The sequence below is a fragment of the Megasphaera sp. MJR8396C genome (assembly GCF_001546855.1).
Classification (GTDB): domain Bacteria; phylum Bacillota; class Negativicutes; order Veillonellales; family Megasphaeraceae; genus Megasphaera.
Map to the genome: position 1 here is coordinate 25,818 of NZ_KQ958176.1, position 17,182 is coordinate 42,999.

15 protein-coding genes and 1 riboswitch are annotated in these 17,182 nt (G+C 56.0%); of the genes, 6 read left to right on the forward strand and 9 right to left on the reverse strand.

The window, feature by feature from the left end; translation table 11 throughout:
• The 5 genes from hemB to HMPREF3201_RS05105 all read right to left on the reverse strand — a co-directional run bounded on the left by hemB (position 1) and on the right by HMPREF3201_RS05105 (position 4,807).
• On the reverse strand, positions 1 to 990 hold the full coding sequence (hemB, locus tag HMPREF3201_RS05085) for a porphobilinogen synthase (protein ID WP_062412045.1): 990 nt from the start codon (positions 988 to 990) through the stop codon (positions 1 to 3).
• Entirely contained in the window at positions 987 to 2,507 is a 1,521-nt protein-coding gene (gene cobA, locus HMPREF3201_RS05090) for a uroporphyrinogen-III C-methyltransferase (protein WP_062412046.1), read from the reverse strand. Before cobA ends, hemB begins: the two co-directional genes overlap by 4 nt.
• A 12-nt stretch (positions 2,508 to 2,519) precedes the next feature.
• The gene (gene hemC, locus HMPREF3201_RS05095; protein WP_062412047.1) at positions 2,520 to 3,455 is read right to left on the reverse strand and encodes a hydroxymethylbilane synthase; all 936 of its coding nucleotides are present in this window, start codon (positions 3,453 to 3,455) and stop codon (positions 2,520 to 2,522) included.
• On the reverse strand, positions 3,445 to 4,092 hold the full coding sequence (locus tag HMPREF3201_RS05100) for a precorrin-2 dehydrogenase/sirohydrochlorin ferrochelatase family protein (protein WP_062412048.1): 648 nt from the start codon (positions 4,090 to 4,092) through the stop codon (positions 3,445 to 3,447). The genes hemC and HMPREF3201_RS05100 overlap by 11 nt, the downstream gene beginning before the upstream one ends.
• A 151-nt stretch (positions 4,093 to 4,243) precedes the next feature.
• A complete protein-coding gene (locus HMPREF3201_RS05105) occupies positions 4,244 to 4,807 on the reverse strand; it encodes a flavodoxin family protein (protein WP_062412049.1) in 564 nt (187 codons plus the stop codon).
• Positions 4,808 to 5,092: 285 nt separating this feature from the next.
• Between HMPREF3201_RS05105 and HMPREF3201_RS05110 the strand changes: the two genes are divergently transcribed.
• The 6 genes from HMPREF3201_RS05110 (at position 5,093) to HMPREF3201_RS05135 (ending at position 12,431) form a co-directional block, all read left to right on the forward strand.
• Positions 5,093 to 6,652, forward strand: a complete 1,560-nt coding sequence (locus HMPREF3201_RS05110) for a gluconokinase (RefSeq protein WP_062412050.1) — start codon at positions 5,093 to 5,095, stop codon at positions 6,650 to 6,652.
• Between the two features lie 26 nt (positions 6,653 to 6,678).
• Positions 6,679 to 8,091, forward strand: coding sequence for a decarboxylating NADP(+)-dependent phosphogluconate dehydrogenase (gene gnd / locus HMPREF3201_RS05115; RefSeq protein ID WP_062412051.1), 1,413 nt, complete (start codon positions 6,679 to 6,681; stop codon positions 8,089 to 8,091).
• 14 nt (positions 8,092 to 8,105) lie between these two features.
• On the forward strand, positions 8,106 to 9,425 hold the full coding sequence (locus HMPREF3201_RS05120; protein ID WP_062412052.1) for a gluconate:H+ symporter: 1,320 nt from the start codon (positions 8,106 to 8,108) through the stop codon (positions 9,423 to 9,425).
• Positions 9,426 to 9,460: 35 nt separating this feature from the next.
• Entirely contained in the window at positions 9,461 to 10,321 is an 861-nt protein-coding gene (locus HMPREF3201_RS05125; protein ID WP_062412053.1) for a MurR/RpiR family transcriptional regulator, read from the forward strand.
• A 431-nt stretch (positions 10,322 to 10,752) separates the two neighbouring features.
• Positions 10,753 to 11,514: a dihydroorotate dehydrogenase electron transfer subunit gene (locus HMPREF3201_RS05130; protein WP_062412054.1), complete on the forward strand. Its 762-nt coding sequence runs from the start codon at positions 10,753 to 10,755 to the stop codon at positions 11,512 to 11,514.
• Positions 11,514 to 12,431, forward strand: coding sequence for a dihydroorotate dehydrogenase (locus tag HMPREF3201_RS05135; RefSeq protein WP_062412055.1), 918 nt, complete (start codon positions 11,514 to 11,516; stop codon positions 12,429 to 12,431). The genes HMPREF3201_RS05130 and HMPREF3201_RS05135 overlap by 1 nt, the downstream gene beginning before the upstream one ends.
• Positions 12,432 to 12,662: 231 nt before the next feature.
• Here HMPREF3201_RS05135 and HMPREF3201_RS05140 read toward each other — a convergent pair whose 3' ends face one another.
• The 4 genes from HMPREF3201_RS05140 to HMPREF3201_RS05155 all read right to left on the reverse strand — a co-directional run bounded on the left by HMPREF3201_RS05140 (position 12,663) and on the right by HMPREF3201_RS05155 (position 17,173).
• A complete protein-coding gene (locus HMPREF3201_RS05140) occupies positions 12,663 to 13,316 on the reverse strand; it encodes a methionine ABC transporter permease (RefSeq protein WP_062412056.1) in 654 nt (217 codons plus the stop codon).
• The gene (locus HMPREF3201_RS05145; protein WP_062412057.1) at positions 13,297 to 14,340 is read right to left on the reverse strand and encodes a methionine ABC transporter ATP-binding protein; all 1,044 of its coding nucleotides are present in this window, start codon (positions 14,338 to 14,340) and stop codon (positions 13,297 to 13,299) included. Before HMPREF3201_RS05145 ends, HMPREF3201_RS05140 begins: the two co-directional genes overlap by 20 nt.
• A gap of 83 nt (positions 14,341 to 14,423) precedes the next feature.
• Positions 14,424 to 14,521: riboswitch (SAM riboswitch) on the reverse strand.
• A 59-nt stretch (positions 14,522 to 14,580) separates the two neighbouring features.
• A complete protein-coding gene (locus tag HMPREF3201_RS05150; protein ID WP_062412058.1) occupies positions 14,581 to 15,813 on the reverse strand; it encodes an aminopeptidase in 1,233 nt (410 codons plus the stop codon).
• A gap of 22 nt (positions 15,814 to 15,835) precedes the next feature.
• On the reverse strand, positions 15,836 to 17,173 hold the full coding sequence (locus HMPREF3201_RS05155) for an MATE family efflux transporter (protein ID WP_062412059.1): 1,338 nt from the start codon (positions 17,171 to 17,173) through the stop codon (positions 15,836 to 15,838).
• Positions 17,174 to 17,182: the final 9 nt, after the last annotated feature.

Consider the following 17,182-nt stretch of genomic DNA (forward strand, 5'->3'; position numbering starts at 1 on the left):
TTAGGCCTCGATGTCGCCGTTTTTCAGCCACCGGGCGACGTCGATGGCATGGTAGGTGATGATGATGTCCGAGCCGGCCCGCTTCATGCTGAGCAGGGATTCAGTGACGATGCGCTTTTCGTCGATCCAGCCTTTTTGGGCCGCCGCTTTGACCATGGCGTATTCACCGCTGACATTGTAAGTGGCAATGGGGCGCTGGCAGCGTTCCCGAGCCTGATGGACGATGTCGAGATAGGCCAGGGCCGGTTTGACCATGATGATGTCGGCCCCTTCGTCGAGGTCGAGGTCGATTTCCTTCAGGGCTTCACGGCTGTTGGCCGGATCCATCTGATAGCCCCGGCGGTCGCCGAAGTGCGGTGCCGAATCGGCAGCGTCGCGGAAGGGACCGTAATAGGCCGAGGCGTATTTGGCGGCGTAGGACATGATGCTGATATCGGTAAAATCGTTGGCGTCGAGGGCTTTTCGGATAGAAGCGACGCGGCCGTCCATCATATCCGACGGGGCGATGATATCGGCACCGGCCTCGGCCTGGCTGACGGCGACCTTGTTTAAGAGTTCCAAGGTCGCGTCGTTATCGACTTCATGGCCGCACAGTTTGCCGCAGTGGCCGTGGCTCGTATACTGGCAGAGGCAGACGTCGCCGACGATGACCATGTCGGGAACGGCCTGTTTGATGGCCTTCATGGCACGCTGGACCGGGCTTTCCGGATCCCAGGCACTGGAACCGATGTCGTCTTTATAGGCCGGAAGACCGAAGACTTCGATGGCCGTAAGGCCGAGCTCACGGATGTCTTCGGCTAAGGCGACGGCTTTGTCGACAGACAGGTGGTAACAGCCGGGCATGCTGGGGATTTCTTCTTGGACATTCGTCCCGGGGACGACGAAAATGGGGTAGATGAGGTCATTCAGGGAGAGGTGGTTTTCCCGTATCATAGCCCGCAACGGCGCCGAGCGGCGCAGGCGGCGGGGACGGAGGGTATTTACGTTCATCGTGTGTTGAGTCTCCAATCTTTTATACAATCAGTCAGACCTGCTGTCGTGTAGGTCGAGGCTGTGAGAATCTGTGTGAGCCCCTTTTCGCGGCACGTCTGGGCCGTGATGGGGCCGATGCAGGCAAAGGTGACGGCGTCGAGTTTGTCACTAGCGTCCTGGGTGAGGTCTAAGAAGTGATGGACGGCAGACGAACTGGTGACGGTGACGACGTCGATTTGGCCGTCGGTCAATAATTTTTCCAGGCGTTCTTTGTTTTCGCTGGCGCCGATCGTTTGATAGGCTTCGCAGATCTCGACGTCGGCCCCTTTACGGCGGAGCGTATCGGGCAGGAAGGAACGGGCTTCTTTGGCCCGGGGAATGAGGATCTTTTCGCCGCCCCTAAGGTGGGGCGACAAGGCCTCAAAGAGTCCTTCGGCACAGTAGGCCCGAGGGACGACGTCGGCCGTAAGGCCGTGGGTGAGGAGGGCATCCGCTGTGGCGCTGCCGATGGCGGCCAATTTGGCCTGCCCTAAGGCGCGGCTGTCGAGCCCTTTTAAGGCCAGGCGGCGGAAAAAGGCGTCGACGCCGTTAGTGCTGGTGAAGATGAGCCAGTCGTATTCCGTGAGGCGGTCGATGGCGGTATCGAGGGCGGCGTAATCGTCGCTCGGCGGTTCGATGCGGATCGTCGGGACTTCGATACAGGACGCGCCTAAGTTTTCCAGCTGGCGGGTCAGGGCCGGCGCCTGGGCATGGGTGCGGGTGACGGCGATGCGAAGGCCAAAGAGAGGCTTCGTATCGAACCATTGCATAGACGGCCGGAGGGAGACGACGTCGCCGACGACGAAGATGGCCGGCGCCTTGAACTGCTGCTCAGCCGCCTTTTGGGCGATGTCGCCGACGGTGGCCACTAAGGTTTCCTGGATGGGCTTGGTGCCCCAGCGGACGAGGGCCGCCGGCGTGTCGGCAGCTCTTCCGTGAGCCATCAATTCTTTCGTGATCAAGGGCAGGTTGTGGACGCCCATGAGAAAGACCAGGGTATCGACGGCCGTGGCCAGTTTATCCCAGCGGATGGACGACTCTTTTTTCGTCGGATCTTCGTGGCCGGTGACGACGGCAAAGGATGAGGCTGCCGTCCGATCGGTGACGGGAATGCCGGCGTAGGCTGCGGCGCCGATGGCCGAGGTCACACCGGGGATGATTTCAAAAGGAATGCCAGCGTCGTGCAGGGCACGACTTTCTTCACCGCCGCGGCCGAAGACGAAGGGGTCGCCCCCTTTGAGACGGACGACGATGTTGCCGGCACGGGCCTTTTCGAGGAGTAAGGCAATGATGCCTTCTTGAGAAAGGGTGTGGTCGGCGGCTTTTTTGCCGACGTATATTTTTTCCGCATCAGGCCGGGCGAAGTCGAGGAGACGTTCATCGGCCAGATAGTCGTAGACGACGACGTCAGCCTCTTTGAGGACGTCGCGGCCTTTTAAGGTAAGCAGGCGGTAGTCGCCGGGGCCGGCGCCGGTGAGATATACAATGCCGTTCATGGAAAACCTCCTTTATTCGGCAGGGGTGATGCCGAGATCTGTCAAAATTTGTCGGCCTCCTTGGTCGAGGAGGGTTCGGGCGGCTTTTTGGCCGATAGCGATGCTGCCCGAGGCAGGGCCCGTCGCCTGATGGCGAAAGACGCGGCTGCCATCGGGGGCGGCGATGATACAAGACAGGGTTAGCTGTCCGTCGTTGACCCTGCCGTAGACGCCGACCGGGACCTGGCAGCTGCCGTTGATGGCCGCTAAAAAGGATCGTTCGGCTATCGTGGCGGCTGTCGTGTCGTCGCTGCAGAGAAAGGAAAGGGCACTTTTCAAGGCTTCGTCATCGGCACGGGTCTCGATGGCAAGGGCCCCCTGGCCGACGGCGGGAATCATGGTGTCCGTCGGAAGCAGCTGGGTAATGCGCTGGGAAAGGCCCAGGCGCCGAAGGCCGGCTTCAGCTAAGATGATGGCATCGTATTCGCCGTCATCGAGCTTTTTGAGCCTCGTATCGACGTTGCCCCGAAGATCAAGGACCGTAAGGTCGGGACGGTGGGCTAGGAGCTGGGCCTTTCGGCGCAGGCTCGACGTGCCGATGCGGGCACGGGCCGGCAGGGCGTCGAGGGAATCATAGCGGTTCGATACCAAGGCGTCGTGGACGTAAGACCGAGCCGTGACGGCCGCCAGACAGAGGCCATCCGGAAGGTCGGTAGGGACATCTTTTAAGCTGTGGACGGCCAAATCGATGGTGCCGTCAAGAAGCCGCGCTTCCAGTTCTTTCGTAAAGAGGCCTTTGCCGCCGATGCGGGCCAAGGGTACGTCGAGAATCTTATCGCCTTTGGTGACGATATGCTCGAGGGTGATCGAAAGATTCGGGTCATGACACTCGAGGGCTTTTTTTATGTATTCGGCCTGCCATAAGGCAAGGGCACTTTTGCGGGTGCCAATGATCAGGTTACGTTTCATGGCGGCTCCTTTCAAATTCGACCAGCTTCTGAAAGAGGCGGCGGCCGGCTTCGTCGATGTCATTTTGTTCGACCAGGTCCATGATGTCGTCCGATAAGGCCGTGCGCCAAAAGGCATGGCGGTCTTTCGAGGACGGAAGGCCTTCGCGGGCAGCTTGGCGGACGCGGGCTACTTCCTCGAGCCAGCGGCTGTAGCGTTCATCGAAGTGCCGTTCCAATCGCTGCCGCAGCCAGCGTGAGAAGGCCGGTCCCTTGCCGTTGGTCGAAATGGCCAGCTGCAAGTCACCTTGGCGGACGACGGCGGGCAGGGTGAAGCTGCATAGTTGTGGGACGTCACAGACGTTGATCGGTTTGCCTTCTTTTTCGGCGGCCTGGGACGCGGCGCGGCTTACGCTTTCGTCGTCGGTGGCGCAGATGATGAGAAAGTAGGCTTTTTCGTCACCGACCTCATAGGCACGGGCCTTCCATGTCAGTCGATGGGAGGCGGCCCAGTCTTTTATCGTGTCCGTCGCCTCCGGAGCGATGACCGTGATTACCGCGCCTTCGTCGAGGAGGCGGGCGGCTTTTCGCTCGGCGATGGTACCGCCGCCGATGACCAGACAAGGCCGGTTTCGGAGATCTACATTAATAGGATACATAGGGAATCCTCGCTTTTTTATAATATATTCCTTATTATACACAATTCTCCGAAAAAAAGCGTGGCAACGACAACACTTTTAGAAAGAGGGGAATAAGAGAAAATCCGTACAGTTGTGGAAACTGTACGGATTTTTCCTATCGCGCAGGGGCTTAGCGGATGAAGTTGGTCATGATCTTCGTTTCCGTCTGCGGTGCTTCGATACCGGCTTTTTTCCCAGCTTCGATGCACCGTAAGATCCAGGCCATGTTGCGCCCTAAGTTGCGCATGATCTGAAGGCCTTCTTCGTCGCGCTTGACTTCGTCCGGCGTATTGCCGTGGACCATGGGCCAGTAATTGGAGGCGACGCTGATCATCTGGTGGTAGGCCAGGTATTTATTGAGGACGTCTAAGGTAGCCGTTGTGCCGGCTCGGCGGGCCGAGGCGACGGTGGCGCCGACCTTATGGGCCAAGGCACTTCCGGCCATGCCGGCTAATTGGTCCATGAAGGACATGATTTCTCCTGTCGGCGAAGCCCAGTAGACCGGCGAACCGATAATGAGACCGTCGGCGGTATTCATCTTTTCGGCAACGGTGGTGACGACGGATTTGTAGGGGACGGCGTGGATGATTTCTGTATCGATCCCGTTTTCACGGAGCGTATCGGCGACGACGGACAATGCCGTATAGGTGCAGCCTTTTTCGCGGCGGCTGCCATTTAATAAAATAACCTTCATGGAAAATCCCTCCTAGATGGTGGACTGAGTGTGCTCAGCCCATAAAACGATCAATATATATCTATATATACCAAGATAACTATAGCACAGGACGGGGCAGGGAGCAAGGCAGTCATCGTCGGAAAGGCTTCTTGCTCTTTTGTCATAGAAAAGGTTTTTTCTATGAAATAAAAATATCAAAATATAGAATTAAAAATGATATTTTTATTGCATTTAAGGGATAGGCATGGTATCATAAGGGCATCGAAAAAGACTAGCCATGATTCATGAAAGGATGTATGACTTATGAATACAATTACGCCGATGGATTCGGTCAATCAGGAAGTTTGGATTGGCGTCGATGTCGGTACGACCGGTGTCCGTGCCATTGCTTATACAGAAGAAGGCATTAACGTCTGCTCTTCCGAAGCGTTTTATCCCTTATTGACACCCCATCCCGACTGGGCCGAAGAAAGCCCGCTCCAGATTCTCGAAGCCGTTCAGGATGTCATCCGCAAGACATCCGGTCAGCTCCGCTATAAGAATAAGGAACTGGCAGGCATTGCCTTGAGTACGGTCATGCACAGCTTTGCTGGCCTCGACGAAGCCTTGGAACCCCTCCACGATATGCAGACTTGGGCCGACAGCCGCAGCGCTGCCATCGTCCGCGAGATGAAGAAAGATGAAGCCCTGTGCCGCTCCTTCTACGAACGGACAGGCTGCCCGATTCACGCCTGCTATCCCTTGGCTAAGATCATCTGGCTCCGTCAGAACCAGCCGGAACTGTTCCGCCAAATGCGCTACGTCGGATCCCTGAAAGATTACTTATACTACCATCTGACCGGCCAGTGGGTTATCGATAAGTCGGCTGCCAGCACGACGGGCATGTACAATGAACATACCCTCGACTGGGACGATGAAATCATCGCCTATGCCGGCATCACCAAGGATCAGCTTCCGCCCGTCGTTTCCACGACCTACAGCAAGGGGTTGAGTGACACGGCTGCCAAGGCCCTGCGCCTCCCCGAAGGTCTTCCCGTCGTCATCGGCGCCACCGACGGCGTCTTGGTCAACGTCGGCATCGGTGCCGTCGAACCGGGACAGATCAGCGGTACCATCGGTACCAGCGGCGCTCTTCGCATGCTGACTCGTCAGCCGAAGACCGACCCGCAGATGCGCACCTGGTGCTATAACCTGACCGACGACATGTGGGTTGCCGGCGGGGCCATCAATAACGGCGGCATGATCCTGCGCTGGGTCCGCGACAAGATCTGCCATTACGGCGGCAGCGCCCTGGAAACGCTGGACATCGATCCTTACGATCTCATGACCATGAAGGCCGAACACGTCGAAGCCGGGGCCGACGGCCTCATCTGCCTGCCTTGCTTTACGGGCGAACGGGCACCTCATTGGAATTCAGAACTGCGGGGCATGTTCTTCGGTTTCTCCCTCAATCACAGCCGGTCTCATATGATCCGCGCCGTCATGGAAGGCATTTGCTACAGCTTAAACAGCGTCATGGCCGCCCTTCGGGAATTTGGCGAAGTCAAAGACATCCGCGTCAGCGGCAGCTTTACCAAGTCGAAGCTCTGGCTCCAAATCATGTCCGATGTCTTCGATGAACCGATTACCCTGCCGGACAACAGTGAAGGCGCCGCCTTCGGTGCCGCGGTCTTAGGCTTCATTTCAAGCGGGAAGTTAAAGAGCATTGCCGATACGGCCAATTTGGTCCACGCCAAAAAAGTCTATACGCCCATTGAAGAAAATGCCGCCGTATACCGCAAGCTCTACGATATTTTTATTCGCCTCTATCAAAAATTACAAGGTGAATTTGCCGATATTGCGGCATATCAACAGAAATTATAATTTTCAGCCGAAAAGGAGATGTACTTATGATGCTTCATGATATTGGTGTCGTCGGCATGGCCGTTATGGGCAGCAACCTGGCCCTCAACATGGCCGACCACGGGTATGACGTCGCTGTATACAACTACACGCCGGATCTTACGGAAAAATTCTTGAAAGAACGGCCCCACGATAAGATTCATGGTTTTTTGGAACTCGATGAATTCTTAGCCGCCCTCAAACGGCCGCGCAAAATCATGCTCATGATCATGGCCGGGGCTCCCGTCGACAGCATGATCGACCAGCTTCTCTCGCGCCTCGATGAAGGCGATATCATTATCGACGGCGGCAACTCCTATTTTGGCGATACCCAGCGCCGGTTTGAACGTTGCAAAGAAGCTGGCGTCCACTTCTATGGCATGGGCATTTCCGGTGGGGAAACGGGCGCTCGCCGCGGTCCGGCCATCATGCCCGGCGGCAACAAGGAAACATACGCTGAAATCCAGCCCATTTATGAAGCCATTGCTGCTAAAGCCTCCGACGGCAAACCCTGCTGCACCTACATCGGCTCCGACGGTGCCGGCCACTACGTTAAGATGGTTCATAACGGTATTGAATACGCCGACATGCAGCTCATTGCCGAAGCTTACTTACTGCTCAAATACGTCGGTGGCTACGACAATGCCGCCATTTCCAAGATCTTCCACGAATGGAACCAAGGGGAACTCAAGAGCTTCCTCATCGGCATCGCCGCCGACATCTTCGCCGAAGACGATGAAGACGGCGGTCAGGTCCTCGATAAGATCGTCGACGCCGCCGGCCAGAAGGGGACCGGTCGCTGGACCAGCATCGAATCGATGAAACAAGGTGTCGATATCTCCATGATTACGGCAGCCTGCAACGCTCGCGTCATGTCCAATGCCAAAAGCCGCGTCAAAGCCCAATCGGCTATCGTCCGTCCGGCCATTACGCACCAGCGCGGAGACGACTTCGTCGAAGCCGTCCGTCAGAGCCTGTACGCCGCTAAGATCGTCGCCTACGCCCAAGGGTTCTCCCTCTACAAGAGCGCTTCGGAAACGTACGATTGGCACCTCGACTACGGCGCCATCGCTTCGATTTTCCGAGCTGGCTGCATCATTCAGGCTGAATTTTTGACCAAGATCACCGAAGCCTATGGCAAGAATCCTGATTTGGACAACCTCTTATTCGATGATTTCTTCCTCAAAAAAATCAATGATAATCAAAGTGCCCTGCGCCGCATCATCGGCCTTGCCGTCAGCCAGGGACTTCCCATTCCGGCTTTCTCGGCAGCCCTTCAATACCTCGACGCTTACAGCAGTCCCCAGGCAGGGGCCAACCTCATCCAGGCCCTGCGCGATTACTTCGGGGCGCATACCTTCCAGCGTGTCGATAAAGAAGGCACCTTCCACCATCAGTGGCACGAACATTATACGAAATAAAGGGGGTTTTCATCATGCCGCTTGTCATCCTTGCCGTTGGCATTCTCATCTTATTTTTTCTCATTGTAAAAGTAAAACTCAATAGCTTTCTGGCCCTACTCCTGGTAGCGGGTATCGTAGGCCTTGCTGAAGGCATGCCCATCGATCAATTGATTCCGACCATTGAAAAGGGCCTAGGCGGCACCTTAGGCGGTCTTGCCATCGTCGTATCCTTCGGCGCCATGCTGGGCAAACTCATGGCTGAAAGCGGCGGTGCCCAGCGCATTGCCACGACGCTGATCAATGCCTTCGGCCGGGAAAAAGTCAAATGGGCCGTCTGCCTGACGGGCTTCATCGTCGGCATTGCCTTGTTCTATGAAATCGGCTTCGTCCTCCTCATTCCTTTAGTCTTTACCATTGCTGCCGAAGCCAAGATTCCTTTATTGGAAATCGGTATTCCTATGGCTGCGGCCTTGTCGGTTACCCACGGCTTCCTGCCGCCTCATCCGGCACCGACGGCCATTTCCATCATCTATAACGCCGATATCGGCATGACCTTACTGTACGGTGCCATTATTGCCATCCCGACGGCTATCGTCGCTGGCCCCTTGTACTGCATCTTGACGAGGGATATCAATCCGGAAATCCCCAAGAATTTGTACAATCCGAAAATCTTTAAGGATGATGAAATGCCAAGTTTTGGTATCTCCGTCTTCACGGCCTTGGTTCCGGTCATCCTCATGGCAGCTGCGGCTATCTCCAAATTGACCATGAGTGCCGATTTGCCCCTGCGCCATATCTTGACCTTCTTCGGTCAGCCTGACATTGCCTTGACTATTTCCGTTGCTATTGCTATTTATACCTTTGGTATCGGTCGCGGCAAATCGATGGAAGAAATTATGAAGACCGTACAGGATGCGGTCCTGGCCATCGCCATGATTTTACTCATCGTCGGCGGCGGCGGTGCCTTGAAACAGGTCCTCATCGACAGCGGCCTTGGCACTTATATCGGCAATCTGGTTGCCGGCTCCGACCTCTCGCCGCTCCTCTTGGCCTGGTTGGTTGCTGCCGTCATCCGCACGGCCTGTGGTTCGGCGACCGTGGCAGCCCTTACAGCTGGCGGCATTGCCGCACCGATTGCTGTTGCTACCGGTGCTCATCCGGAACTGATGGTTCTGGCGACCGGTGCCGGGTCCCTCATCTTCAGCCCGCCGAATGACCCTGGTTTCTGGTTGTTTAAAGAATTTTTCGGACTGACCATTAAAGAAACGGTCCGCACCTGGTGCGCCTTGGAAACGATTATCGCCGTCATGGGTCTCATCGGTGTCCTTGTCTTAAACGTATTTGTAGGGTAAAATAAGAAAGTACATAATGAGTAGGAGCGATGCTGATGGAAGAAAAGATCCAGCAAATTCCCGTCCTGCGCAGCGTATACGGCGGTCTGACGAAGTCAGAGCGCCGTATTGCCGATTATATCGCCAATCACATCGGCGTCGTCATGGAACAGACCGTCGCCGACTTGGCGGCGCAGACCGAGAGTTCGGAAATCACGATTTCCCGATTTTGTAAGAAATTAGGCTGCAGCGGTCTGAAAGAGTTAAAATTGATGCTGGCCGCAGGGATGTCGGCAGCGCCGCCCAAAGCTTTTCACGATATCGATGCCGGTGACGGCGGCCGTGACGTCGCCTCTAAGGTCTTTGCCAATATTTCCGAAGGGCTGCAGGATACGCTGAGCCTCCTCGATTACGAGGCCCTCGATGCGGCGGCAGCCATGATTTTAGCGGCCAAAAGAGTCTATGTCTTTGGCTTTGGCAACTCGGCCACGGTCTGTACCGATATGGAGACCCTTTTTTTGCGCCTGGGTCTGGCCATCCGAGCCGATGCCGATTCCCATATGCAGGCTACCGAAGCGGCCCTAGTGACGCCTGATGACGTCGTCATTGCCGTCTCCCACAGCGGGGCGACGAAAGAGCTGTTACAGTCCGTTCAGACGGCGAAAGCAGCCGGTGCCGGTATCATCGTCATTACCAGTCACGGTCAGTCCTTATTGGCCAAATTAGCCGATATCTGCCTCTGCGGCATGGGCCGCGAAGTCCAGTACATGTCGGAAGCCGGTGCCTCGCGGTTGATTCACATGGCCATTGGCGATGTCCTTTATACGCGCATTGCCATGAAAGAAAAAGGGTTTTTCCAGGACAATATCAAAAAGATGCGTAAGGAAATCAGCAAAAGACGAAAGTATCGATTTTAACACGCAAAAACAGGAAGCGCAGCCTGCTGTCCATCATCGGCAGCAGGCTGTTTTTCTCTGAGAAAAAAAGATCGGTGAAGGGAGCGTGCCTATCAGGAGGGCATAAAAAAGAAACCATGTCCACCAATACATCCTTACTGATGTACATCGAGTGGCAAACCGCAAGGGGCTGTCTGCCGTTAACAAACGACAGAACATGGTTATAGATACGTTAAGTATATCCGACTCGGTGCCTGGCGTCAAGGACCTGCGCCGTATCAGGGGGCTGCCAAAACCTTAGTGGTGCCGTAAACACTGAATGACTAAGTTCGCGGCAGGTCCTTTCTAAGCGAAAGGGGAATTTTACGTATTCCAAACTTAGATATGTACTTTTCGCCGTATTCGTGGGATAATAGAGTCGTTATATAAAGAAGAGGAAGGATGATCAGAGGGTGAAAAAATTTGTGGAAATGGCGACCATTGTCGAAAATACAGCCATCATTCCGGAAGTCTGGAAAATGGTCTTCCAAGCGCCGAAGACGGCGAGCGAAGCCAAGGCCGGTCAATTTGTCAACGTCCATCGCGATGGGGGACAGACCTTTTTGCGCCGTCCTTTCGGTATCGTCGATGCCGATGTGGAAGCCGGAACGGTGACCATTATTTACCGCCTGGTCGGTATCGGCACGGAAGAAATGAAGGCCCTTCGTCCCGGCGACGTCCTGAACGTCGAAGGCCCCTTAGGCGACGGCATCTTTACGACGACGCCCGGCAAGGTACTCCTGGCTGGCGGCGGGGTGGGCCTGGCACCGCTCATCTTCTTGGCGAAACAGCTCGATCATCCCATCGTGCTCGTCGCCGGTAAGACGGCAGCCGAAACCTTTTGGACCGAGTTTTTTGAACCCTATGCCGAACAGATTTACGTCACGACCGATGACGGCTCGAAAGGCATCAAGGGCTTTGCCGTCGACGCCTTGCCGACGATCTTTTCCGAGCATCCCATCGACCGCGTGTCGGTCTGCGGTCCGACGATGATGATGAAAACCATTGCCGAAGGATCGGCCAAAGCCGGCATCGACTGCGAAGTTTCTATGGAAAAACGGATGGCCTGCGGCATCGGTGTCTGCCTGGGCTGTACCTTTGAAAGCAAACAGGACGGTAAGCGCTATAAAGTCTGTACCGACGGTCCTGTCTTTTCGGCAAAGGAGGTTTTCTGATGATCAGTGAACGGATAGCCGTAGAATTTGCCGGCATTTCCATGAAAACGCCGGTTATGGGCGCATCAGGTACCTTCGGATTCGGCATTGAATACGCCGATTTTCTCGACCTCGACGCCGTCGGGGCCATCATCTCCAAGGGCATTACGCCCTTGCCGCGGCCGGGCAATCCCGGTGTCCGCGTCGCCGAAACGCCGGCCGGGATGCTCAACTGCATCGGCCTGGAAAACCCCGGCGTCGACGCCTTTAAAAGGGATATCCTGCCCAAGGTAGGGGCTGCCTGTAAGACGCCGCTCATCGTCAATGTCTCTGCCGGCAGTGTCGAAGAATACGGGCAAATCGCAGCCGACCTCGACGTCGACGGCGTCGCCGGCCTTGAAGTCAATATTTCCTGCCCTAACGTCAAAGAAGGGGGCATCGTCTTTGGCACCCAGCCTGAAGCCGCTGCCGCCGTTACGCGCAGCGTCAAGGACAACACGAAAAAGCCGGTTATCGTCAAATTATCGCCCAACGTCACCGATATTACGACCATGGCTAAGGCCGTCGAAGCAGCCGGTGCCGACGCCCTTTCCCTCATCAACACCCTGACCGGCATGGCCATCGACATCACGACGCGCCGTCCTATTTTAGGAAACATTACTGGTGGCTTGTCCGGCCCGGCCGTAAAGCCCATCGCCCTGCGCATGGTCTGGCAGGCGTCGAAGGCCGTCTCCATTCCCATCCTGGGTCTTGGCGGTATCGTGACCTGGCAGGATGCGGTAGAATTCATGCTGGCCGGTGCCAGCACCGTCGCCGTCGGTGCCCATAACTTCGTCGACCCCAGAGCCGTCGAAACCGTCGCCGAAGGCCTGGACCAATACTGCAAAGACCAGGGCATCGCCCATATCAGCGATATCGTCGGTCAATTAGAAGCATAAAGAAGTTATACAAACGTCTTGTGGACCCTTTCGGTTCATGAGACGTTTTTTTTGTTGCCATAACATAAAAGTGTTCGTGAAGGCTATCCCCGGTGTGTCCTAGACGATAAGACTTTTTTAGAGGCCGTTCCTTGCTGGGGAGGGATATCCGTTTTTTAGCGTGAGCGACCGACACAAAAAAAGACATGGTCATGAAATTACGCTGTTCATGACCATGTCGGATCGATACCTTTATTTCTTGTTCTTTTTATGCGATGCCAGGTCGCCGCCGTACTGGATGAGGTTGACGACGACGATGAGGATGATGATTGTCGCTAACATGACGTCGGGACGGAAGCGCTGGTAGCCGTAGCGGATGGCGATATCCCCGAGGCCGCCGCCGCCGATGGCACCGGCCATGGCCGATGCCCCGATGAGGTTGACGATGAGGACTGTGACGTTGTTGATGATCGTCGGCAGGGCTTCCGGCAGGAGGACCTTGCGGATGATCTGGAAGGGCGTCGCACCCATGGATTCAGCAGCTTCGACGAGGCCGTAATCGACGTCGCGGATCGACGTTTCGACGAGGCGGCTGAGGAAGGGGATGGCGACGATGGTCAAGGGCACGCAGGCGGCTGCCGTACCGATGGACGTGCCGGCAACGAGCCGGGTCAAGGGGATGATGGCCACCATGAGGATGATGAAGGGCACGGAACGGATGATGTTGACGATGGTGCCTAAGATCCGGTTGATGAAGAGGTTCTGCAGGATGTGGCCTTTACTGGTCGTAACTAAGGTGACCCCCAGGGGGATGCCGATGATGCCGGCGATGACCGTGGCCACGGCGACCATATAGAACGTTTCTTCAATGCCTTGGAGCATTAACTTAATGATTTCTTGGGACATAACCTAAAACCTCACTTCCTATCGGTAATGTTTTAATATACGAGAAGGCCTTGGCCTGGGTTTCCATATCGCCCATGATGACGATGATCAAGTAGCCGAAGGGTTCGTCCTGGATGTAGTCGATGTTGCCGTAGAGGACGCTGACCTTGACGTGGAAGGTGCTGACGATTTCCGAGACGACCGGTTCGTGGGTGGCCTTGCCTTTGAAGCGCAGGCGGACCAGCATATCCCGGTCTGGCGTCGGCTGATCGGAGACGCCGAGGTTCTTGATGCCCGTCGGCAGTTCCATGTTGATGACCGACGTGACGAAGTCCTTCATGGTCTGGGACTGGGGATTGGTGAAGATGTCGACGACGCGGCCCAGTTCCTTGATGACGCCGCCTTCGATGACGGCTGCCCGGTGGCAGATGTTTTGGACGACGGCCATTTCATGGGTGATGATGACGATGGTGATGCCCATGCGCTGGTTGATATCCTGGAGGAGTTCCAGGATGGATTTCGTCGTCTGCGGATCGAGGGCTGATGTCGCTTCGTCGCAGAGGAGAATCTTGGGGTCACTGGCCAGGGCCCGGGCAATGCCGACGCGCTGCTTCTGACCGCCTGAGAGCTGGGACGGATAGTTGGACGCTCTGTCGCTGAGGCCGACCAGTTCTAACAGGGATTCTACTTTTTTGTGGATGACGTCTTTCGAGGCGCCGATCAGTTCCAGGGGGAAGGCGATGTTTTCAGCTACCGTCCGCGAGGAGAGGAGGTTGAAGTGCTGGAAAATCATGCCGATGTTCTTGCGTTCTGCCCGAAGTTCGGAATCGCTCATCTTCGACAGGTCCTTGTCGTCGATGATGACTTGGCCGCTGGTCGGTTTTTCCAGCATATTGATGCAGCGGACGAGGGTCGATTTGCCGGCACCGCTCTTGCCGATGATGCCGAAGATCTCGCCGTCTTCGATGGTCAGGTTGATGCCCTTTAAGGCTTGGATTTGGGCAGCGCCGCCGTAGGTTTTGGTAATGTTCTTTAAGGTAATCACAGTATCACTCCTTGAGCCAGGCGTACAGGGAAAAAGACAATAAAAAAGGCCGTCATGCAGATGACGGCCGTCAATACGGTGTTACTTCATCTGTCGGAATGTTCCGGTGGACTTGGCACCTTCCCGAATGGGGGTTGCCGCAGCGTCATCGGGCCATTCCCTCAGCTGCTCTGGATGAAAGATATATCGTTGTTGAAACTTATAATAGCACGGCTTGGGACCGTTGTCAATAAGTAATCGTTACTCGGCCCAGTTTCCGTTCGTGAATACGGGGACGACCGTGCCGTCTTTTTTGAGGCCCGTAATGGTCAGGTCCTTGGAACCGACCATGAAGTCGACGTGGATCATGGAGTCGTTGAGTCCGGCTTTAGAAAGGCCTTCTTTGTCGAGTTCCGTGCCGCCTTTAAGGCAGGTCGGGTAGGAGGCACCGAGGGCCAAATGGCACGACGCATTTTCGTCGAATAAAGTTTCGTAGAATAAGATGCCCGAGAGGGAAATAGGAGAGGCGTAAGGGATGAGGGCCACTTCACCGAGGCGGCCGGCGCCTTCATCGACGGCGACGAGCTTCTTTAAGACGTCTTCACCGATTTCGGCAGCGGCGTCGACGACTTTGCCGTCCTTAAAGGTCAGGTGGAAGCGGTCGATAGTATTGCCGTTGTAGACGAGCGGTCTCGTGCTGTACACCGTGCCGTTTACGGCGTCGGCTTGGGGGGCGGAATAGATTTCTTCCGTCGGGACGTTGGCATTGAATAAGATGCCGCTGGCCGTTTCTTCCATGCCGCCCTGCCAGATGTGGTTATCCGGAAGGCCGACGGTGAGGTCCGTTCCCAGGCTGTTGGTATAGTGCAGGCTGGTGAAGTGCTGGTTGGTCATCCACGTCCGGCGGGCTTCGAGGTTGGCTAAATGGGCATCCCAATCGGCCAAGGGATCTTTTCCGTCCGAGCGGGACGATTGCAGGATCTGATTCCAGAGGGCGTCATAAGCCTTATGGGCATCAAGGTCAGGGTAGAGGAGTTTGGCCCAGACGGCACTCGGGACAGCAGCGACGAGCCACGTCGTCTTCGAGGCCATCATGCCGTCGATATATTCCTTCAAAGCTTGGTTATGGGCCTTCTGCTGGGCAAAGATCTTCTTGGTATCGATGCCGCTCAAGAGTTTGGGATTGGCCGAAATGAGGCTCAGGAAGGCCGCTTTTTTATGGTAGTAATGGAGGCTGAAGTCGCGGCGCCAATCGGGCAGGGTCTCGAAGGACGACAGGTCTTCGTATTCGTAGCGCAGGCGGGTCATATCGTCACTGCGCCAGTTGACGACGACTTCAGCGGCACCCATCGTATAGGCTTCTTTGGTCAGTAAGGTGACGAAGTCGTGGCCTTCGACGGGGGCATTGATGACTAAGGTCTGTTCTTTTTGAAGATTGAGGCCCTTTTGCAGTAAAACCTTAGCATAGGCCGTTAATTGTGCGGTAGTAGGCATAAGAATCAACTCCTTTATAGGGTTATGAAAATCGCCAAGCGGTCTGTTTCCACAGGCGCCAGTTTAAGGCCGCGGCGTTGATGGCCAGGCTGATGATCAGGCTGAGCCAGTAGCCGAAGGGGCCATAGGGCGTGAGATGAGCCATGGCATAGCCCATGGGGATACTGATGAACCAGTAGGTGATGAAGGCGATGTAGGTAATGATGCGGACGTCTTTGTAGCCGCGAAGGATACCCTGGACGGGCGTTCCCATGGCGTCGCAGAAGGCAAAGGCCACGGCGCATAACAGGAAGGTACGAAGAACCCGGAAGGTTTCGGCGTCGGTCGTGAAAATGGCGGAAATGTCATCGACGAAGACGTAGGTAAAGAGGGTCACGCCGACGGCGATGATGAGGGCCGTGATTTGACAGAGGACGGCGTATTGCCGGGCGCCATGGTAGTTTTTGGCACCCACTTCGTAGCCGATGACGATGGTCGCCGCCAGGCTGATGCTCCAGGGAATGGTATAGGTCAGGGTCGTGAAGCTGATGGCGGCCTGGTTGGCGGCCAGATAGAGGGTACCAAATTCAGCCATCAAGAGGCTGACGATGGAAAAGAGGCTGGTTTCACAGAAGACGGCGATGAAGATGGGAATGCCAAGCTCTAACTGATGGTAGGCGTGATACCAGCTGAAAGGGCGCAGACGGCGCCACAGGCCGTACGAGCGAAAGGGCTCCATAAAGGTCAGGACGGCGACGAAGAGCAAGAAGGACACCCAGCCGGCAATGGTAATGGCATAGCCCGTGCCGATGCCGCCCATGGCCGGAATGGGGCCGGCGCCGAAGATGAGCAGGCGAAAGAGGATGATGGTCAGGACCAGGTTGGTCATGAGGATGGCCATCGAAACCTGGGTCTTGCCGTGGGCGTCGACGACGTAGCGCATCGTCGCCTGCAGGCAGATCGGGACCAGGCCTAAGGACAGGGCTTTGAGATATCCCCAGGCGATATAATGGACCCTCGGTTCAAGGCCCATGAAGTCGAGAAAAGGCGGCAGCAGCACATAGCCGGCTAGGAAGATAACGACCGTAAAGGCCAGGCTTAGATAGAGGCCCTGCATGATGTAGACGGGGATTTCGTCCGTCTTTTGGGCGCCGCGGAGCTGGGCGATGATCGGCGAGATGCCGAAGAAGAGGCCGCACAGGCCGGCAAAGACGGGAATCCAAATGTTGACGGCGACGGCGACACCGGCCAGATCGACGGTACCGGCGCGGCCGCTGAAAATCGAGCTGAAGACCGACGTGCCGACTTGGGCCATCTGGGTCAGGAGCAGGGGAAAAAACAGGGTCAGAAAATGACGCCACTGGCTGCGGTGGGGGAACATAGAAACCTC